Raw genomic sequence first — 17,463 nt, forward strand, 5'->3', positions numbered from 1 at the left:
GGTGGTCTTACCGTGGTCAACATGGCCAATAGTACCAACGTTCACATGCGGTTTTACACGTTCGAATTTTTCTTTAGACATAACAGTTTGCCTTTAAATTTCAATACTCATAATTTAGATGGTTTGATAATGAAAAAATAATAAAAAGAAACTAATTATAAAGTGGTGCTGATACCCAGAATTGAACTGAGGACCTCATCCTTACCAAGGATGTGCTCTACCTACTGAGCTATATCAGCACTCAAAGATTAAAATGACTAAAACCTGGAGCGGGCAACGGGAATCGAACCCGTATCATCAGCTTGGAAGGCTGAGATAATAACCATTATACGATGCCCGCACTACGACATAAGCTAAGAAAGCTAACTAAATATGTATGAATAAGCAATTTCCTACCAATTAATAATGGTGGAGGGGGACGGATTCGAACCATCGAAGGCAGTGCCGGCAGATTTACAGTCTGCTCCCTTTAGCCACTCGGGAACCCCTCCAATATCTACTAACCTAGATTAAACTAGCAAATTCAAAAAAAGTAAAGCTGTACTGGTGCCGACTACCGGAATCGAACTGGTGACCTACTGATTACAAGTCAGTTGCTCTACCTACTGAGCTAAGTCGGCGTAAGCAGAATATGATTCTATTGAATCAATTTCATATTTGTCAATAGTATTTTTATAAAAAATGGAAAAATGATATTTTATTTATCTCAACAATGTATTTTCTATTGAAAAATATATTAATATATATCGATATGTGAAAAAATTCCTGTAATTTATCTGTTTTTTAGTTCCTATTATGAGATCTTTCTTATCTTTAAATCGCGAAGCATGGGCAAAACTATATGATTTTTCACCTGTGAAATTATCTAAAATAATTGTAAAAGAACTTAAAAAGGTAAATCATTATCTAACAATAAAAGAACTTGTTGAGATCTACCTTCCTTTAACTCATTATTTAAACCTTTCTATAGTAACCTATAAAAATAGAAATTTTTCTTCACAAAACTTTTTCAATAAGGATAGTATCTCTTCCCCTTTTATTATTGGAATTACAGGAAGTGTAGCATCTGGAAAAAGTACTATGGCACGTATGCTAAAAGTGCTTCTATCTTCCTTCTTATATAAAAATAAAAAAATTGATTTTGTTACTACTGATAGTTTTATTTATTCTAATAAAATACTAAAACAACGTTCGATTATTAAAAAAAAAGGATTCCCTGAATCATATAATATACAAAGCCTAATTCAATTTATTTCTGATGTAAAAAAATGCAAACAAAATATAGTTATACCAATATATTCACATATTAATTATGATATTATTGATAAAACTAAAATTATAAATCAACCTGATATTCTAATTATCGAAGGTGTTAACATTTTACAAAATAGTATGGTTTACTCTAATCAGTCTAATAGAATCTTACTTTCTGATTTTTTAGACTTTTCAATCTATATAGATGCCAATACTGAACATATTGAACAATGGTATGTTGAACGTTTTTTAAAATTTCGAAGAAATGCATTTTCTCATCCAGCTATTTATTTTAATCGATATACACAACTTTCTAAACAATCAACGATTAAGAAAGCAAGGAGTATTTGGAATACTATTAACAAAGTTAATTTAGAAGAAAATATTCTTCCTGCTAAAAGAAAAGCAACCCTCATTTTAAAGAAAGGAAGTAATCATAAGGTAGAAGAAGTCCTTATAAATAGTAGGGATATGATATAAGTACATTTATTTGCTATATTCTCAATTAATAAAAAATCATAATGATAAGTTTTTAAAGCTGTAATTTAACTTAAAGGAATAAGGAGGTATTTCTCATGCGTTACCCTGTGATCATAGGAAACTGGAAACTTCATGGAAATAAAAAAAACATTACTTTGCTACTAAAAAAACTTCATGTACTGCTTAAGGATCATAAGCTAAATATTAATATTTCTATAGCTCCTCCTATACTTTACATTGATTTAGTAAAACGCGTACTAACTGAATTAGATAGTCCTATCAGCTTAAGTGCACAGAATGCGGATCTACACAACCAAGGTGCATTTACTGGTGAAATATCTCCAGAAATGCTAAAAGATCTTGGTGTCTCTAATGTTATTCTTGGTCATTCTGAACGTAGAAGATACCATAAAGAATCTAATAAATTTATTGCAGAAAAATTTTCAATTATAAAAAACAATGGTTTAATTCCAATTTTATGTATTGGTGAATCAATGGATCAAAAAAAATCTGGTCAAACTATTCCAATATGTATTCATCAAATAAATTCCATTATTAATACACAAGGGATAGAAGCTTTAAATAATTCAATAATTGCTTATGAGCCTATTTGGGCTATTGGTACTGGTGTTGCAGCTAGTCCTGATTATGTACAGAATGTACATTCTTCAATCCGTTCTTACATAAAGAAAAAAAGCTCTTTGATTGCAGAAAATATTATTATTCAATATGGTGGTTCTGTTAATTTAGATAATGCTGCGTCCTATTTTATTCAACCAGATATTGATGGAGCTTTAATTGGTGGTGCATCCCTTAATCCAGAATTGTTTGTATCCATTATAAAAGCTATGACATTTGCATAATTTACTAAATTCTATACGCTAATCCCATTAGTAAAGAAAAAACCAAATGAAATAAAATTAGCATTCTTGAATGGAATGCTACGATTTCGTAGTACGACTAATATATTCTCCTTTTCTCGTATCGACTTTAATAACTTCCCCAATAGCAATAAATAATGGGACACGAATAATAGCACCGGTCTCTAAAGTTGCTAATTTCCCTCCATTACCCTGAGTATCTCCTTTTAAACCAGGAACTGTATCAATAACCCTAAGTTCAACAAAATTTTCTGGCATTACAGCAATAGGACTTCCATTCCAAAGAGTTAACATACATTTATTATTCTCTAATAACCATTTAGCACTCTTACCAACAGATCGTATATCCGCAGATATTTGTTCAAAAGTTTGAGTATTTATAAAGTAATAAAACTCTTTATCTTTATATAGATAATTTAATGAAACATCTTTTATATCAGCTAGTTCCACAGAATCCCCGGATTTAAAAGTTTTTTCTATAATCCTTCCAGAAAGCAATTTACGAAGTTTTAAACGATTAAATGCTTGACCTTTACCTGACTTAACATATTCATTTTCAATGATTACATAGGGCTCATTATCAAGTATAATTTTAAGTCCAGATTTAAATTCATTGGTGCTGATCATAAGCATAAGCTAATTTTACCATTTTGAGCAAAACCTCATGACCTACATAATAACTCAAAAACATGATTCTGTTGAGAAAAATTGGACAAAACAAGTGGCAAACTCTATCTCAGATCCAAAAGAATTATTAGAATTACTACAAATAAATCCACTATCCTGGAAATCAGGATTTGCAGCAAAAAAAATATTTGCTCAACGTGTACCAAAAAATTTTATTAATAGAATGGAAAAAGGAAATTATAAAGATCCTCTTCTTCGACAAGTGTTACCAATTATTGAAGAATTGGATATTGTCCCCAATTATTCTATTGACCCACTTAAAGAAAAAGAACAGAATACTCATATTCCAGGAGTATTACACAAGTACCATAATCGCCTACTTATAATTGTAAAAGGCGGGTGTGCTATAAATTGTCGTTATTGTTTTAGACGTTATTTCCCATACCAAAACATTAATAACAGCAAATTTTTCTGGGAAAAAAAAATTAATTATCTCCTACAACACCCAGAACTAAATGAAGTAATCTTATCTGGAGGAGATCCTCTCATGGCTAAAGATGAAGAAATCAAATGGATAGTAAAGGAAATAGAAAAAATCAAGCATATAAAAAGATTACGAATCCATACTCGCTTACCTGTTGTAATACCTGATAGAATAACAACTCAATTATGTAATAACCTAGCAAAAACGCGTTTACAGATAATTATTGTTACACATATCAATCATGCAAATGAAATTAATGTTCAATTAAAAACAAAACTTAACAAACTTAGAAAAAAAAACATTATTTTACTTAATCAATCTGTACTCCTTAAAGGAGTAAATGACTCAGTATATGACCAAATCCATCTTAATGAAGAACTATTTGACGGAGGAATTATTCCTTACTACTTACATGTTTTAGATAAAGTACAAGGTGCTGCACACTTCTTTGTATCTGATAAAAAGGCAAAAAAAATTATAACAGCACTAATGGAGAAAGTATCTGGTTACTTAGTACCTAAGTTAACCCGAGAAGTGACTGGAAAAAAGAGCAAAATACCACTCGATTTGCAACTAGATTTATAATACATATATCATGCTTATACAATTATCTATACTCTTCAGCATATATATTACTTCTTCAGTTTTCATTGATATAAAAATATAACTAGACTTAAATATATGCTGTTTTTTCGAAATAGAACCTGTGTTTTATAAGTTTTTATTCAATTAAATTTTAAAACACTACTGTTTATCTATTCTATTTTACTTTTCTATTGCTACAATATTTGGTATGACTATTTCTACTTCCTATTTAATGTTTAATAAAATGTAGTATTACTATGATTGAATTGGTTATTTTATATGATTAAAAAATGTCTATTCCCTGTTGCTGGATACGGAACACGTTTTCTTCCTGCTACTAAGTCAATGCCGAAAGAAATGATGCCTGTAGTGAATAAACCATTAATTGAATATGGAGTTGAAGAAGCTATTCAAGCTGGAATGAATGGTATGTGTATAGTTATGGGGCGTGGCAAGCACTCTATTATGGACCACTTTGACAAAAATTATGAATTAGAACATCAAATTAACGGAACAAATAAAGAAGAACTTCTTATTAACATTCGAAAAATTATTAATGAGGCAAATTTTACTTATATACGGCAACATGAAATCAAGGGATTAGGTCATGCTATTTTGACTGGTCAAGCACTCATTGGTAATGAACCTTTCGCTGTTCTATTAGCTGATGATTTATGCATTAACAAGGAAAAAGGGATTCTATCGCAAATGGTTGAACTTTACAAACAATTTCATTGTTCAATTATTGCCGTACGAGAAGTCCCTAAAAATGAAATTCATAAATATGGAATTATTTCTGGAAAAAATATCAAAAACCGTCTTTATCAAGTGGATAGTATGCTAGAAAAACCAGAAAAATCTACTGAATCAAGCAACTTAGCTATTATTGGTAGGTATATTCTTACTCCAGATATTTTTTCAATTATAAATAAAACGAAACCAGGGAAAGGAGGGGAAATTCAAATTACTGATGCACTTCTATATCAAGCACAGTCAGGCTGTGTCTTAGCATATCAATTTAAAGGGGAAAGATTTGATTGCGGTAATGTAGAAGGCTATATTGAGGCTACCAATTATTGCTTTAAAAATATTTATTTAGCAAATAAATAATTAGCATCACTACATAGTGAAACAGGATAATTCAGTGTATATTAGAAATTTAATTTAATGAAATTAAGCAAAAACCCAATTACCAATCTAGCACAGCTTACGAAAACTATTTATTACTAATTTCTTAGTGACTTAATCTGTTTATTATTATTATGCTAGATTTATTTTTTTTAATTTAATCGCATCACGTCTCTGCTTCTTATCTGGTCTAAATCCCTTATCAAATTTACAAAGTTTTCTTTGAAAAGCAATAGATTCTCTTGTTTCTAAACTTTTTCTAGTTTCAGAATAAAGAGTTTTTGATTCAGTTGCTCCTCTACGCTGATTTGATAATGCTAATATAACTATTGTTTTTTTCTCATATCCTTGTTTTAATGTGATCTTATCACCAACTTTGACAAGTTTACTAGGTTTCGTCCTTTTACCATTATATTGAACTTTACCACCATTTACCATATTTCGTGCTATGGAACGTGTTTTATAAAAGCGTGCAGACCATAACCATTTATCAAGCCTAACTATATTTAAGTCTGAATTCATTAGATAAAAATCCTGAAAAATCACCAAAATTATTAATCAATTAACATGATACTTATCATATTTCTTTTCAAATTAGATAGATATGAACTAAAAAACATAAGATTTTATAAATTATGTGATATTAATCATGATTATATAACTAGATACTTCTTAAGTAAGCTAAGGTAAAAAAATAACCCTTAATTCGGAATTTTTCAGTGAAGAAAAAGCAGCTAAATTTAAATAAACTTTCAAATATTTATTTGAAAAGTTTAAAAGCACAAAAAAAATTAAGTATTGCTTTAATTTTATTTTTTTTAATACTTTCTGCTTGGTTACTTGGAAAAATTTTCTGGTTAATACAGGAAAATTCAAAAAATATTCCAGAATGGTCTCCTGAAATCAAAGAGAGTCCTCCAAAAACAAAAAAAAGTAGCATTAATATTATTAAATTAAAAAAAAGTAATCTCTTTGGAGTTTATAAAAATCAGAATACGCCAAAACAAGAAGACTCTATGTTTTCTAATACTAAAGAAAAATATCCAACTTTAAAACTAGTTGGAGTCATTACTAGCAGTATACCTGATAAAAATTTAGCAGTTATTTCTAATAAAGGTTCACAAACAACATATGGTATAAATGAAAAAATTAAAGAAACTCAAGCTACAATTAAGGTAATATTACTCGATCAAGTTATTATTGACAATATAGGGTATAAAGAAATATTAACAATCAATAAAAATCAAGTTCATCAAAAACTAAAGAAAAATAACGTTATTAATAATGATAACTTTTATCGTATTCGTGATCTTATTCTGCAAGATAATAAAAAATTTTTTCAATACATTCGTATATTTCCAGTAAATCGTAATGGAAACATAATTGGATATAGAATGATACCAGGGGAAAAAAAAGGTTTATTAGACTTTTATGGACTACAACATAACGATATAGCTATAAAGCTAAATGGACAATACTTAACAAAACTTGTATCTAATGGAATGCTGATAAAAACTATATCTCAATTAGATGAATTTTATCTAACAATTGAAAGAAATAGTAAGATACATAATGTGTACATAAAACTATAAAGTGAATCTACAAATGATTTTATTGAGGAGTGTTTTTAAAAGTGAACAGCTTTAAACAAAACCTTGTTTTCTATCTAGGAAGTTTGTTACTGGTAACTCCATTGCTAGCTAACAATTTTAGTGTCAACTTTAAAGGAACAGATATTCAAGAATTCATTAATATAGTTAGTCGTAATCTTAAAAAAACAGTCATCATAGACCCTTCTGTTAGAGGGAAAATAGATATACGTAGCTATGATAAGTTAACAGATATTCAATACTACAGTTTTTTTTTAAATGTACTAGAAGTTTATGGATTTGCTGTCATTGAAATGGATAATAACATTTTAAAAATAGTAAAATCTAAAGATGCTAAAACAGCAGCTATTCCTGTTGTGAATAATGATAGCATCAGTGGAGATAATGTTATTACTCGAGTTGTAACTGTCCATAATGTTTCGGTACGTGAATTATCTCCACTTCTTAGACAATTAAATGATAATTCAGGTTCAGGTAATGTAGTTCATTACGATCCTGCAAATATTATTTTACTTACTGGTCGAGCTGCAGTAGTTAACCGATTAGCAGATATTATCATCAAAGTTGATCAAGCAGGTAATAAAGAAATTGAAGTAATAGAATTAAATAATGCCTCTTCAGCAGAAATGGTACGAATTATTAAAGCATTAAATAAAACTACCAACACCCCCATATTTTTACAGCCTAATCTAGTGGCTGATGATCGCACTAATTCTATTCTAATTTCAGGAGATCCTAAACTTCGTATCCAACTTAAAAAACTCGTATATCAGCTTGATAAAGAAATGGCTTCAAAAGATAATAATCAAGTTATTTATCTGAAATATGCTCAAGCAGAAAATTTAATTAGTGTTTTAGAAGGTTTATCTAATCAAGTAAAATCTGGTAAAATTAAAGAAAAATCTAAAGATTTTAACTTTTCTGAAACGATTATCACCGCTCATCCTGAAACAAATTCATTAGTGATAACAGCACCTCCAGATATTATGAAAACGATCCGAAATATTATTGCACAGCTAGATATTCGTCGAGCACAAGTGTTAATTGAAGCTTTAATAGTTGAAGTTTCAGAGGGTAATGGTATTAATCTTGGTCTACAACTGGGTTCCTTAAAAAACGGAACAATTATACAGCATAATAACCTTGGATTACCAATAAGTCAGCTACTGTTAGCCCTAGAAAAATCTAAAGATCAAAGTACATCAGAAAGCTATTGGAATAATACTAATAAAACTTGGGAAACAAAAAAGTCAACGAAACAAGGAGATTATTCCGAACTTATAAAAACTTTTTCAGGTGTAACTGGAGCTATAATGAGTCTGAAAACAAATGATTGGACTGCATTAATTCGAGCTATAGCTTCTAGTGCAGATTCTAATATTCTATCTTCACCCAGTATTACTGTAATGGATAATGGAGTAGCCTCATTTATTGTTGGAGAAGAAGTTCCAGTACTTACAGGAACTACAATTGGATCAAATAATACTAATCCATTTCAAACTGTTGTCCGAAAAGAAGTAGGTATAAAACTAAAAGTAATTCCACAAATTAATGAAGGCAACTCTATCCAACTTAATATAGAACAAGAAGTATCCAATTTATTAGGAGCTAATGGTGCAATTGATGTACGTTTTTCAAAACGACAACTGAATACATCTGTGATGGTAGAAGACGGTCAAATGATTGTACTAGGGGGATTAATTGATGAACGAGCACTAGAAAACCACTCTAACGTACCATTTCTATCTAAAATACCTCTATTAGGGTACCTGTTTAGATCAACAGCAACTCAGGTTGAAAAGAAAAATCTTATGGTATTTATTAAACCAACTATTATGCGTGATGAAATAACAGCCGATGGTATTACCCAGCGTAAATATAATTTTATTCGTGCTAAGCAACTTTATAAATTAAATGAAGGTTTAACATTGATGGATCATATAAATGTTCCAGTTATACCAAAATATTCTAATAAAATTTTCTATCCAGATGAAATCCAAATTCTTCTTGATGCAATTAAAGATATCCAATGAGCAGTCATTTAAAAAATATTTCTACTATTCAAAAACTTCCATTTAGTTTTGCCAACCGTTTTAAATTAGTATTTTCATATAACCAACAAAATGAGAAAGTTCTATATTATGTTGAACCACTAACTATAGAAAAATTAGTTGAAGTACACCGTGTCATTCAAGTTAGATTTACATTACATAAACTTAACCAGAAAGAATTTGATACTAAACTAATGCAAATTTATCAAAAAAATGCTTTTGAAGCACGGCGTTTAATGGAGGATATTAGCTTAGATAAAAATGACTTTTTTTCTTTAATAAATACCTTACCAGAACATGAAGACTTATTAGAATCAAATGATCATGCACCAATTATAAAATTAATTAATGCAATATTTTCTGAAGCAATTAAAGAAGGCGCTTCAGATATTCATATTGAAACATTTGAAAAATCGCTATCTATTCGTTTTCGTATCGATGGAGTGCTACGAAATGTATTAACACCAAATAGAAAATTATCACCATTATTAGTCTCACGAGTTAAAGTAATGGCCAAGTTAGATATTGCAGAAAAACGTTTACCTCAAGATGGACGAGTTTCATTAAAAATTGGTGGTCGTTCTGTTGATGTTAGAGTTTCTACTCTGCCATCATCTCATGGTGAACGTGTAGTTATGCGTTTGCTTGATACAAAATCCATTCAATTAAATATAAATAACTTAGGAATGACATTTAAAAACCAGGAAAAATTTCGCTATCTTCTTAAACAACCACATGGAATTATTTTAGTTACCGGTACAACTGGATCTGGGAAATCGACCACTCTATATGCTGGGTTGCAAGAACTTAACAACAAAGAAAGAAATATTTTAACTATTGAAGATCCAATTGAATTTGATATTGATGGGATTGGGCAAACCCAAGTAAACTCGAAAGTAGAAATGACCTTTGCTAGAGGTTTAAGAGCAATTTTACGTCAAGATCCAGATGTAGTGATGGTAGGTGAAATACGTGATCTAGAAACAGCTCAAATTGGAGTACAAGCTTCTTTGACAGGCCATTTAGTTATATCAACTTTACATACAAACAACGCAATTGGTGCAATTACCAGATTGCGCGATATGGGAATAGAAACATTTTTACTTTCATCTTCTCTGCTTGGTATATTATCACAGCGTTTAGTTCGTACGCTTTGTTTCGATTGTAAAATACCTTATGTAGCTAATATAGAACAAAAAAAAATATTTTCATTTCCTAATCAAAAACAATTGACTCTTTATAGATCACATGGTTGTAAAAAATGCAATTTCAAAGGTTTTAAAGGAAGAACAGGAATCCATGAATTACTGTTAGTAGATAAATATGTACGAGAATTAATCTATAAACAATCCAGCGAGCAAGAAATTGAAAAAGCGATCCGTTTAAATACTCCAAACATACAAAACGATGGTTTAGAAAAAGTAAAAAAAGGGATTACATCACTTGAAGAACTTATGAGAGTAACTAAGAAAATATAATGTATTCGTTTAAATATGAAGCAGTAGATCATAAAGGTTATCTTCATAAAGGAAGGCTAGAAGCAAACCATGCTAAACAAGCCCGTTCATGTCTTCGTGAACAGGGCTTAATTCCTATTTATCTAATTCAAACTTTTAGTAGAAGAGAAAAAAATCGCAGCAAGTATAGAAAAAAAGTATTATACTTTAAAAAGGGAATAAGTACAAAAAACTTAGCTTTAATTACTTATCAACTATCCATCCTAGTTCGCTCTGGCATACCATTAGCAGAATCTATTGGAACACTATCAGAACAAGCTAATAAACCTCATATTTCTTCAATGTTGTCTTCAATTCAATCAAAAGTGAGTGAAGGTTATACATTATCGGATAGTCTGTTGGATTATCCTCATATATTCAATAATCTTTTCTGCTCTATGGTATCAGCGGGTGAAAAATCTGGAAATCTTGCCTTTGTACTAGAACAACTAGCAAATTATCAGGAGAAACGAAAAAAAATACAATTTGAATTTCAACAAGCTATGATTTACCCAGCAATACTAATAGTTTTTTCATCAGGTATATTTTTTTTTCTTCTAACAAAAATAGTTCCAAAAATTACTGAACCAATAATACAATTAGATCAAAAACTACCAACATCTACTTATATATTATTAGAATTAAGCCAATTTATACAAGAATGGGGAATTTATTTCTTATATTTTTTAATGATATTTTTTTGTGCTATACAATATTTACTAACAAAAACTAAATTTCGATTAATTTGGGATAAAAAAATACTTTTTCTTCCAATAATTGGTAAAATTTCTAGAGGTTTAAATACTTCTAAATTTTCCCATACATTGGCTATTTGCACATCTAGCTCATTACCAATTATACAAAGTATGTCTTTAGCTATTGATGTTATATCAAATCAATACTTAAAGAAGAAGATTTTGCTAGCAGCAGATAAAGTAAAAGAGGGTACTAGCTTATATCAAGCATTATCACAAACTAAGCTATTTTCACCGATAATGCTCCATATGATTGCTAGTGGTGAACTCAGCGGTGAATTAGCGAAGATGTTAGTACGTTCTGCCAATACTCAAGATGCTGATTTTATCTCTATGATTAACATTGCCTTAGGAATCTTTACCCCTACAGTAATAATATTAATCTCAATCCTAATATTATTTATCGTCATGGCAACATTAATGCCAATGCTGGAAATAAATAATTTACTGAATCAATAAATATTTTATATCATATAAAAGCAAGTGTATTTTGGAGAAAATGATGAAAAAAGAAACTGGTTTTACTTTACTTGAAGTGATGATAGTAGTAGTTATCATAGGGATATTAGCAAGTTTTGTTGTGCCTAATTTATTAATTCATAAAGAAAAAGCAGATCAACAAAAAGCAATTACTGATATTGTTGCTTTAGAAAACGCATTAGAAATGTATAAACTAGATCACAGTGTTTATCCAACTACTCAACAGGGACTAGAAATATTGCTTGCTGACACTAAAAAGAAAAGGTCAAAAACATACCGTGATATAGGGTATATTAAACGTTTGCCAAAGGATCCATGGGGAAATAATTATCAGTATATAAACTTAGAAAATGAAAACAATAGAATAAAAATCTTTACTTTTGGTGCCGATGGTGAAGAAGGAGGTGAAGGAGTGTTAGCTGACATTGGAAACTGGAATATACAAGACTTTCTATAAGAATAAAGTAACTTTAAAGCTTTTTTATGGTATTCATATTCTGAAAATACTGAATTAATCTATAATATGAAACTATCTCGTGGTTTTACTTTATTTGAAATATTAATTGTTTTAGTGTTATTATCTATAAGCGCTATAACTGTAGTAAATACTTTTTATAAAGATAGCAATCAAAATTTAGTTAAAAAATATACTACAAAACTATTTAACGAAATTCTTTTTTTAAATGAACAAGCTATTCTTACTGGAAAAAATTTTGGTGTATTTTTTGACAAGAAAGAATTAAGTTATGCATTAATGTTCTTAAATCAACAAGTATGGCAACCAATTAAATTTCATAAAATCCAATCTAAAACAAAACTTAACAAAAATAAAATTAGAATAAGACTAACTATAAATAATAATACTAGGGGAAATAACGAAAAACATTTTTTTTCTACAAAAACTTTATCTGATAGAAATCTTTTATTTGCTAGTAAAAGTCAACACAATCAATCTCCACAAATAGTATTCTATTCAAATGGAGAAGTTACACCCTCATCTATTTTAATTTCATCTAAACATAAAAAACAAGAAAGGTGGAGTATTATAATTAAAAAAAATGGTCAGATATTATTACTTGAATTAAAAAACTCTGAATATGACTAACTATCGTGGAATGACATTCATTGAAGTACTTATTGCATTGACTATTTTTTCAAGCACATCAATTGCAGTTCTTCAGCTTGTTAATCATCATATTAATACTATGAATTATTTAGAAGAAAAAACCTTTGCTGTTATTATTATTAATAATAAGATAGCTCAAGTAATGCTTCATCCAACATCTCTAATCAAAGTTCAAGGAATAGAAACAATAGCAGGACAAATTTGGCATTGGAAAATTGAACCTATTCAAACAAGTAATAATTTACTTCAAGCTTTTGAAGTTAGCGTATCAAAAAACAACTTTTCTTCTACTATACTCACAATGAGAAGCTATGTTGCCAATCAAAATTTTCAAGATCAAATATAATCAAGGGTTTACACTGCTTGAAGTGGCACTATCACTAGCTATTTTCGGTGTTCTTAGCATTAGTATTTATCAAATAGTGAACCAAGTACAAGATAGTAATATACTCTTTTTAAAACGTAGTAATCGACTAAAAGAACTTCAAAGAGCACTAATTATTATGGATAACGATTTTCGACAAATTGCACTTCGCCAATTTCGAACTAATGGAAAACAGACAAACAGTCCACTTTTATTAGACTATAATAAGAAGAGCTTATTATTTACTAGATTAGGTTGGCACAATCCTGAACAAAAGTTTCCACGAGGAGAAATTACTAAAGTAAAATATCGTTTCCAAAATAATATATTAGAAAGAATATGGTGGCAATATCCTGATACACCAGAAGGAATTTCTGGCGAAATAACTCCAATTCTCACTGGAGTGCTTTTATTTGATATAAAGTTATATGATGGAAAAACATGGCAAACAAAATGGGAATCATTAACATCTTTACCAAAAGCTATATTAATTATATTTAAATTAATAGATTATGGAAGAATTGAAAAAATTTACCTAACTGTTGATAGTAATTTTAATAAAGAATCAATATAACTAAAATGGCTAAAACAATAACAGTAAAACAGAAAGGTATCGCATTGATTATTGTTTTACTATCACTTGTTGTTATAGTATCGATTTCAGCTTCTATGTCCGAACGCTTATTTATACAATTTCAACGTTTAAGTCAACAAACAGACTATGAACAAGCTTACTGGTATAGCATCTCAGCTGAAAATTTAGCTAAAATAATAATCAAAAAAAGTTTTCAAAACAATCAAAATATTAACTTATCTCAAATGTGGGCTATTAATGAGCAAATCTATCCTTTAGAAAATGGATACATAAAAGGGAAGATATCCGATAAACAAGCTTGTTTTAATATCAATGCTCTTTCTTTTAAAAGAGAAAATAAAAAAATAAAAGACAGACCATACTTAGTTGAAGTATTTCAAACATTACTAAAAATTCTTGATATTAATGACTACCAAGCTGAAACTATTGCTGATTCTACTTGGAAATTTATAGAAAAAAATAACGATGTTAATAGTTTAACCGAAGTAAAAGATATTTACTATGAAAATAAATTTCCTCCATATTTAGCACCAAAAAATCTTATAAGTGATACTACTGAACTCCGTTCAGTACATCAAGTTTCCTCAAAAACTATGAAAATAATTTCCCCTTTTATTTGTGCTTTACCAACTAATGAATTACATATTAATGTTAATACTATAATCACAAAACAGGCAAAATTACTAAGCGCTCTTTTTTTATCACATCTCAGTGAGGTTGATTCACTATCTCTTATTGAACAACGTCCATTTCATGGTTGGTCTTCAGTAAAACAGTTTATATCAGAACCTAAAATTGCTTCTATTCATAAATCAATTCTCAACCAAGCCCAACAATATTTAGGTGTTGATAGCGCATACTTTGAATTAGATAGTGAGATAGTAATAGGAAAAACTCAATTAAGACTTAGGAGCTTACTATCTAATTATAATAGAACAACTACAAAGGTTGTACGTCGTAGATTTGGAGGTATATATAAGTGAACGAGTTTCTCATCGTTCTTCTTAATAGAAATAAATCTTCTCCTATTTTATGGTCAATATATTCCTTAACTAATTCTAAAAACATTATCAGTGGTGAGTTTAATGGTTGGGAAAATTTTATAGAACTGACCAAATATTCAAAAAAAAGAGAAGTATGTCTTCTTGTTCCAAGCAGCAATGTTTTTTTATCTTATGTAACACTCCCTATTTCTACATCACGCCCATTAAAAGAAATAATGAGCTACTTATTAGAGGATAATCTTGCCCAAGATATTGAAGAATTACATTTTTCTATACTCAGACAAAATCATCATGGAGGATTTGTTTGTGCTATTGATAAAAAATTGTTACATAATCTGCTTTTTGAATTTAAAAAACTTGGCATAAAAATAACCAAAGTGCTGCCTGATGTTCTTGCATTACCAGAAAATGATGGTTTAACTGCAATTAAATTATCTGGTGAAGAATGGATTATTAAAAAAGGACAATATTTAGGAATAAGCATTTACTCAGACTGGCTACAAGAATTAGTTAACTCAAATTGGGTAAAACAAGGAGATAATTATATATCTCTTAAAAGCTATACTGAATTACCTGAATTAACATTTAATAAAAATCAAATATGGGAAACATCTAAAAAAACTATATCAACCATGGAGTTACTCAGTCAAGGAGCCTTTCAAACAGAATGCAATTTACTCACAGGGGTATTTAAACCTCCTTTATCATTTTTCTCTAATTGGAAAGTTTGGTATAAAGTATTTGCAGTAATAATATTATTTATAGCAATGTTACTAACTAATCATATTCTACAAATTTTAAAATTAAATACACAAGCTGAATCTTACCGAGCAGAAAGTGAGAGAATTTTTTTTCTATCTTTACCAAATAAAGATAAAATTTCTGATGAAAAATATTTCCGAGACCAAATTCAAAATGAAATTAATTTTTTTTCTATAGACAAGAATAAAAACATAAATATCCTTGAATGGATAGCTGACTTAACAAAATCTTTACAAGAAAAAGATAAGATATGGCTACAAAACATCAAATTTGATGCGAATCGTCAAGAAATGCGTATTAAGGTAAATAGCAAAGATTTTCAAAGTTTAGAAAAACTAAGAATTGAACTATCTAATCAGTTTAATGTAGAACAAGGTCAACTTGAACGTTCTACCAATGATATAGTTAATGGTCTTTTTTTACTTAAAAAATAAATTATTGAATTTGGCCCACTAAATTATGCTAAGCAATTTATTTAAAATACTTAAAGCATGCAACAACAAATATATTTTTTACTATAAACAACCGTCTATTATTGTATGTTTAGCACTAATAATTTCTACTCTGTCATATTTTAGTATATGGTACCTATTAAATGAGAAACTTGAAAAAACCAAGATACGCGTTAATTCTGAAAAAGAATTATTATCTTGGATAACAGAAAAAGCAAATACACTGAGTCAACTACGTTCTGATCATGGACTTATAGATGTAGAAGATTCTCTTAATAATGCAATTACTATTTCATCTAATCATTATCAGATTAAATTAATTCGAGTTACACCGGATAATAATAGCATAAAAGTATGGATTCAACCTGTTGAGTTCAATAAATTTATCGATTGGATAACTTATTTAAGACAAAAACAAGGAATAAAAGTTGAGTATCTCAATATTAATCGTTCCATTCAATCTGGTGTAATTGAAGTTAGTAATTTAGAATTTCAGAGAGGAAGGTAAATATGAAACAATTTATTTTAGTTTCTATGTTATTTATCTTAATTGCATTAACAAGTATAATTGTTCACATTCCTGCTAATACTGCCATAGAGTTTATTCAAAACTTTATCCCTATAAAAGTTGATGGACTAAAAGGTACTATATGGAAGGGAAGTGCAGAAAAACTTTCTTGGAGAAATCAAAACTTAGAATCTGTTGATTGGAATTTTCAAATAAGAAAATTGTTTTTAGCAAAAATGGAAATATTAATACGTTTTGGCAAAAAAAATAATAGCAAAAGTAATATATATGGAGAAGGATATCTTGGTTATGGATTATTTGGACCATATATTACAAAAATATCGGCACATTTTTCTTCTAACCAATTGACTAAACAATTAAAACTACCAAGATTATTTAAAATAAATGGAAATTTTGATTTATCGATAGACGAAATTTACTATCTTCCACCATATTGTCAACAAGCTAAAGGACAATTAATCTGGAATTTAGCTACAATAACATCTCCTTTCGGAGATTTAGATCTAGAAAAAATGATAATAATTTTGAATTGCCAAGATAATATAATTTCAATTTCAGGTCATCAGAAAAGCAATCAAGTAACAAGTGAATTCTCTGCTCATCTAAATAAAGAAAAATATATAGTTAATATTTTATTTGAACCAAAAAATAAATTTCCTAAAGAACTAAAAAAATACTTGCAATGGCTTCCTAAAAACAATAAAAATCATTATCAACTCAGTTATCAAGGAAATTTATTAATGAGTGATTTGTTAAAAGATAAACTATTGATAATCTAACTAGGGGAAATAACACTATTA

At 29.0% G+C, this 17,463-nt stretch carries 18 protein-coding genes and 4 tRNA genes; 16 read left to right on the forward strand and 6 right to left on the reverse strand.

What is annotated here, in order from left to right:
• Positions 1–163: 163 nt before the first annotated feature.
• The 4 genes from CF66_RS03375 to CF66_RS03390 all read right to left on the reverse strand — a co-directional run bounded on the left by CF66_RS03375 (position 164) and on the right by CF66_RS03390 (position 620).
• Positions 164–239: transfer RNA gene (locus CF66_RS03375), tRNA-Thr, on the reverse strand.
• 26 nt (positions 240–265) lie between these two features.
• Positions 266–340, reverse strand: a tRNA-Gly gene (locus CF66_RS03380).
• Positions 341–406: 66 nt separating this feature from the next.
• Positions 407–491 (reverse strand) — tRNA-Tyr (locus tag CF66_RS03385).
• 53 nt (positions 492–544) lie between these two features.
• Positions 545–620: transfer RNA gene (locus CF66_RS03390), tRNA-Thr, on the reverse strand.
• 175 nt (positions 621–795) lie between these two features.
• On the opposite strand from CF66_RS03390, the gene coaA reads away from it, so the two are divergent.
• Complete coding sequence (gene coaA / locus CF66_RS03395; RefSeq protein ID WP_034411666.1) at positions 796–1,734, forward strand: type I pantothenate kinase; 939 nt, start codon at positions 796–798, stop codon at positions 1,732–1,734.
• A gap of 95 nt (positions 1,735–1,829) precedes the next feature.
• Complete coding sequence (gene tpiA / locus CF66_RS03400) at positions 1,830–2,597, forward strand: triose-phosphate isomerase (protein ID WP_016504152.1); 768 nt, start codon at positions 1,830–1,832, stop codon at positions 2,595–2,597.
• Positions 2,598–2,675: 78 nt separating this feature from the next.
• Here tpiA and efp read toward each other — a convergent pair whose 3' ends face one another.
• Positions 2,676–3,248: an elongation factor P gene (gene efp, locus CF66_RS03405; RefSeq protein ID WP_016504153.1), complete on the reverse strand. Its 573-nt coding sequence runs from the start codon at positions 3,246–3,248 to the stop codon at positions 2,676–2,678.
• 31 nt (positions 3,249–3,279) lie between these two features.
• Between efp and epmB the strand changes: the two genes are divergently transcribed.
• Both epmB and galU read left to right on the forward strand, forming a co-directional pair.
• Complete coding sequence (gene epmB, locus CF66_RS03410) at positions 3,280–4,311, forward strand: EF-P beta-lysylation protein EpmB (protein ID WP_016504154.1); 1,032 nt, start codon at positions 3,280–3,282, stop codon at positions 4,309–4,311.
• Positions 4,312–4,590: 279 nt separating this feature from the next.
• Positions 4,591–5,421 carry a UTP--glucose-1-phosphate uridylyltransferase GalU gene (galU, locus tag CF66_RS03415; protein ID WP_016504155.1) on the forward strand — a complete coding sequence of 277 codons (831 nt, stop codon included), beginning with the start codon at positions 4,591–4,593 and terminating at the stop codon, positions 5,419–5,421.
• A gap of 150 nt (positions 5,422–5,571) precedes the next feature.
• Here galU and CF66_RS03420 read toward each other — a convergent pair whose 3' ends face one another.
• A complete protein-coding gene (locus CF66_RS03420; RefSeq protein WP_034411668.1) occupies positions 5,572–5,961 on the reverse strand; it encodes a S4 domain-containing protein in 390 nt (129 codons plus the stop codon).
• Positions 5,962–6,158: 197 nt separating this feature from the next.
• Here CF66_RS03420 and gspC point away from each other — a divergent pair, with 197 nt between their 5' ends.
• From gspC to CF66_RS03480, 12 genes are all read left to right on the forward strand, one after another.
• Positions 6,159–7,031, forward strand: coding sequence for a type II secretion system protein GspC (gene gspC, locus CF66_RS03425; protein ID WP_034411670.1), 873 nt, complete (start codon positions 6,159–6,161; stop codon positions 7,029–7,031).
• A 41-nt stretch (positions 7,032–7,072) separates the two neighbouring features.
• A complete protein-coding gene (gene gspD, locus CF66_RS03430; protein ID WP_034411672.1) occupies positions 7,073–9,082 on the forward strand; it encodes a type II secretion system secretin GspD in 2,010 nt (669 codons plus the stop codon).
• Positions 9,079–10,578, forward strand: a complete 1,500-nt coding sequence (gene gspE, locus CF66_RS03435; protein ID WP_034411674.1) for a type II secretion system ATPase GspE — start codon at positions 9,079–9,081, stop codon at positions 10,576–10,578. The genes gspD and gspE overlap by 4 nt, the downstream gene beginning before the upstream one ends.
• On the forward strand, positions 10,578–11,810 hold the full coding sequence (locus CF66_RS03440) for a type II secretion system F family protein (RefSeq protein ID WP_034411676.1): 1,233 nt from the start codon (positions 10,578–10,580) through the stop codon (positions 11,808–11,810). The genes gspE and CF66_RS03440 overlap by 1 nt, the downstream gene beginning before the upstream one ends.
• A gap of 43 nt (positions 11,811–11,853) precedes the next feature.
• The gene (gene gspG / locus CF66_RS03445) at positions 11,854–12,288 is read left to right on the forward strand and encodes a type II secretion system major pseudopilin GspG (protein ID WP_016504160.1); all 435 of its coding nucleotides are present in this window, start codon (positions 11,854–11,856) and stop codon (positions 12,286–12,288) included.
• A 66-nt stretch (positions 12,289–12,354) separates the two neighbouring features.
• Complete coding sequence (locus CF66_RS03450; protein ID WP_016504161.1) at positions 12,355–12,936, forward strand: pilus assembly FimT family protein; 582 nt, start codon at positions 12,355–12,357, stop codon at positions 12,934–12,936.
• On the forward strand, positions 12,929–13,303 hold the full coding sequence (gspI, locus tag CF66_RS03455; RefSeq protein WP_016504162.1) for a type II secretion system minor pseudopilin GspI: 375 nt from the start codon (positions 12,929–12,931) through the stop codon (positions 13,301–13,303). The genes CF66_RS03450 and gspI overlap by 8 nt, the downstream gene beginning before the upstream one ends.
• The gene (gene gspJ / locus CF66_RS03460) at positions 13,269–13,895 is read left to right on the forward strand and encodes a type II secretion system minor pseudopilin GspJ (RefSeq protein WP_016504163.1); all 627 of its coding nucleotides are present in this window, start codon (positions 13,269–13,271) and stop codon (positions 13,893–13,895) included. The genes gspI and gspJ overlap by 35 nt, the downstream gene beginning before the upstream one ends.
• Positions 13,896–13,900: 5 nt before the next feature.
• Positions 13,901–14,899, forward strand: a complete 999-nt coding sequence (gspK, locus tag CF66_RS03465) for a type II secretion system minor pseudopilin GspK (RefSeq protein WP_034411680.1) — start codon at positions 13,901–13,903, stop codon at positions 14,897–14,899.
• Positions 14,896–16,116 carry a type II secretion system protein GspL gene (gene gspL, locus CF66_RS03470; protein WP_034411682.1) on the forward strand — a complete coding sequence of 407 codons (1,221 nt, stop codon included), beginning with the start codon at positions 14,896–14,898 and terminating at the stop codon, positions 16,114–16,116. Before gspK ends, gspL begins: the two co-directional genes overlap by 4 nt.
• Before the next feature lie 25 nt (positions 16,117–16,141).
• Positions 16,142–16,642 carry a type II secretion system protein M gene (locus tag CF66_RS03475; RefSeq protein ID WP_016504166.1) on the forward strand — a complete coding sequence of 167 codons (501 nt, stop codon included), beginning with the start codon at positions 16,142–16,144 and terminating at the stop codon, positions 16,640–16,642.
• Between the two features lie 2 nt (positions 16,643–16,644).
• Positions 16,645–17,442 (forward strand): type II secretion system protein N, encoded by a 798-nt coding sequence (locus tag CF66_RS03480; protein ID WP_016504167.1) that lies wholly within the window; start codon positions 16,645–16,647, stop codon positions 17,440–17,442.
• The last annotated feature ends 21 nt before the right edge of the window (positions 17,443–17,463 follow it).

Origin of the sequence: Candidatus Photodesmus anomalopis, from assembly GCF_000731785.2 — a bacterium.
In the GTDB taxonomy this organism is placed as follows: Bacteria; Pseudomonadota; Gammaproteobacteria; order Enterobacterales; family Vibrionaceae; genus Vibrio; species Vibrio anomalopis.

What these genes read in the sequence shown, in the direction of transcription:
- coaA (WP_034411666.1), top strand. Translation starts at nt 796, where the DNA reads ATGAGATCTTTCTTATCTTTAAATCGCGAAGCATGGGCAAAACTATAT.
- tpiA (WP_016504152.1), top strand. Translation starts at nt 1,830, where the DNA reads ATGCGTTACCCTGTGATCATAGGAAACTGGAAACTTCATGGAAATAAA.
- efp (WP_016504153.1), bottom strand. Translation starts at nt 3,248, where the DNA reads ATGCTTATGATCAGCACCAATGAATTTAAATCTGGACTTAAAATTATA.
- epmB (WP_016504154.1), top strand. Translation starts at nt 3,280, where the DNA reads ATGACCTACATAATAACTCAAAAACATGATTCTGTTGAGAAAAATTGG.
- galU (WP_016504155.1), top strand. Translation starts at nt 4,591, where the DNA reads ATGATTAAAAAATGTCTATTCCCTGTTGCTGGATACGGAACACGTTTT.
- CF66_RS03420 (WP_034411668.1), bottom strand. Translation starts at nt 5,961, where the DNA reads ATGAATTCAGACTTAAATATAGTTAGGCTTGATAAATGGTTATGGTCT.
- gspE (WP_034411674.1), top strand. Translation starts at nt 9,079, where the DNA reads ATGAGCAGTCATTTAAAAAATATTTCTACTATTCAAAAACTTCCATTT.
- CF66_RS03440 (WP_034411676.1), top strand. Translation starts at nt 10,578, where the DNA reads ATGTATTCGTTTAAATATGAAGCAGTAGATCATAAAGGTTATCTTCAT.
- gspG (WP_016504160.1), top strand. Translation starts at nt 11,854, where the DNA reads ATGAAAAAAGAAACTGGTTTTACTTTACTTGAAGTGATGATAGTAGTA.
- CF66_RS03450 (WP_016504161.1), top strand. Translation starts at nt 12,355, where the DNA reads ATGAAACTATCTCGTGGTTTTACTTTATTTGAAATATTAATTGTTTTA.
- gspI (WP_016504162.1), top strand. Translation starts at nt 12,929, where the DNA reads ATGACTAACTATCGTGGAATGACATTCATTGAAGTACTTATTGCATTG.
- gspJ (WP_016504163.1), top strand. Translation starts at nt 13,269, where the DNA reads ATGTTGCCAATCAAAATTTTCAAGATCAAATATAATCAAGGGTTTACA.
- gspK (WP_034411680.1), top strand. Translation starts at nt 13,901, where the DNA reads ATGGCTAAAACAATAACAGTAAAACAGAAAGGTATCGCATTGATTATT.
- CF66_RS03475 (WP_016504166.1), top strand. Translation starts at nt 16,142, where the DNA reads ATGCTAAGCAATTTATTTAAAATACTTAAAGCATGCAACAACAAATAT.
- CF66_RS03480 (WP_016504167.1), top strand. Translation starts at nt 16,645, where the DNA reads ATGAAACAATTTATTTTAGTTTCTATGTTATTTATCTTAATTGCATTA.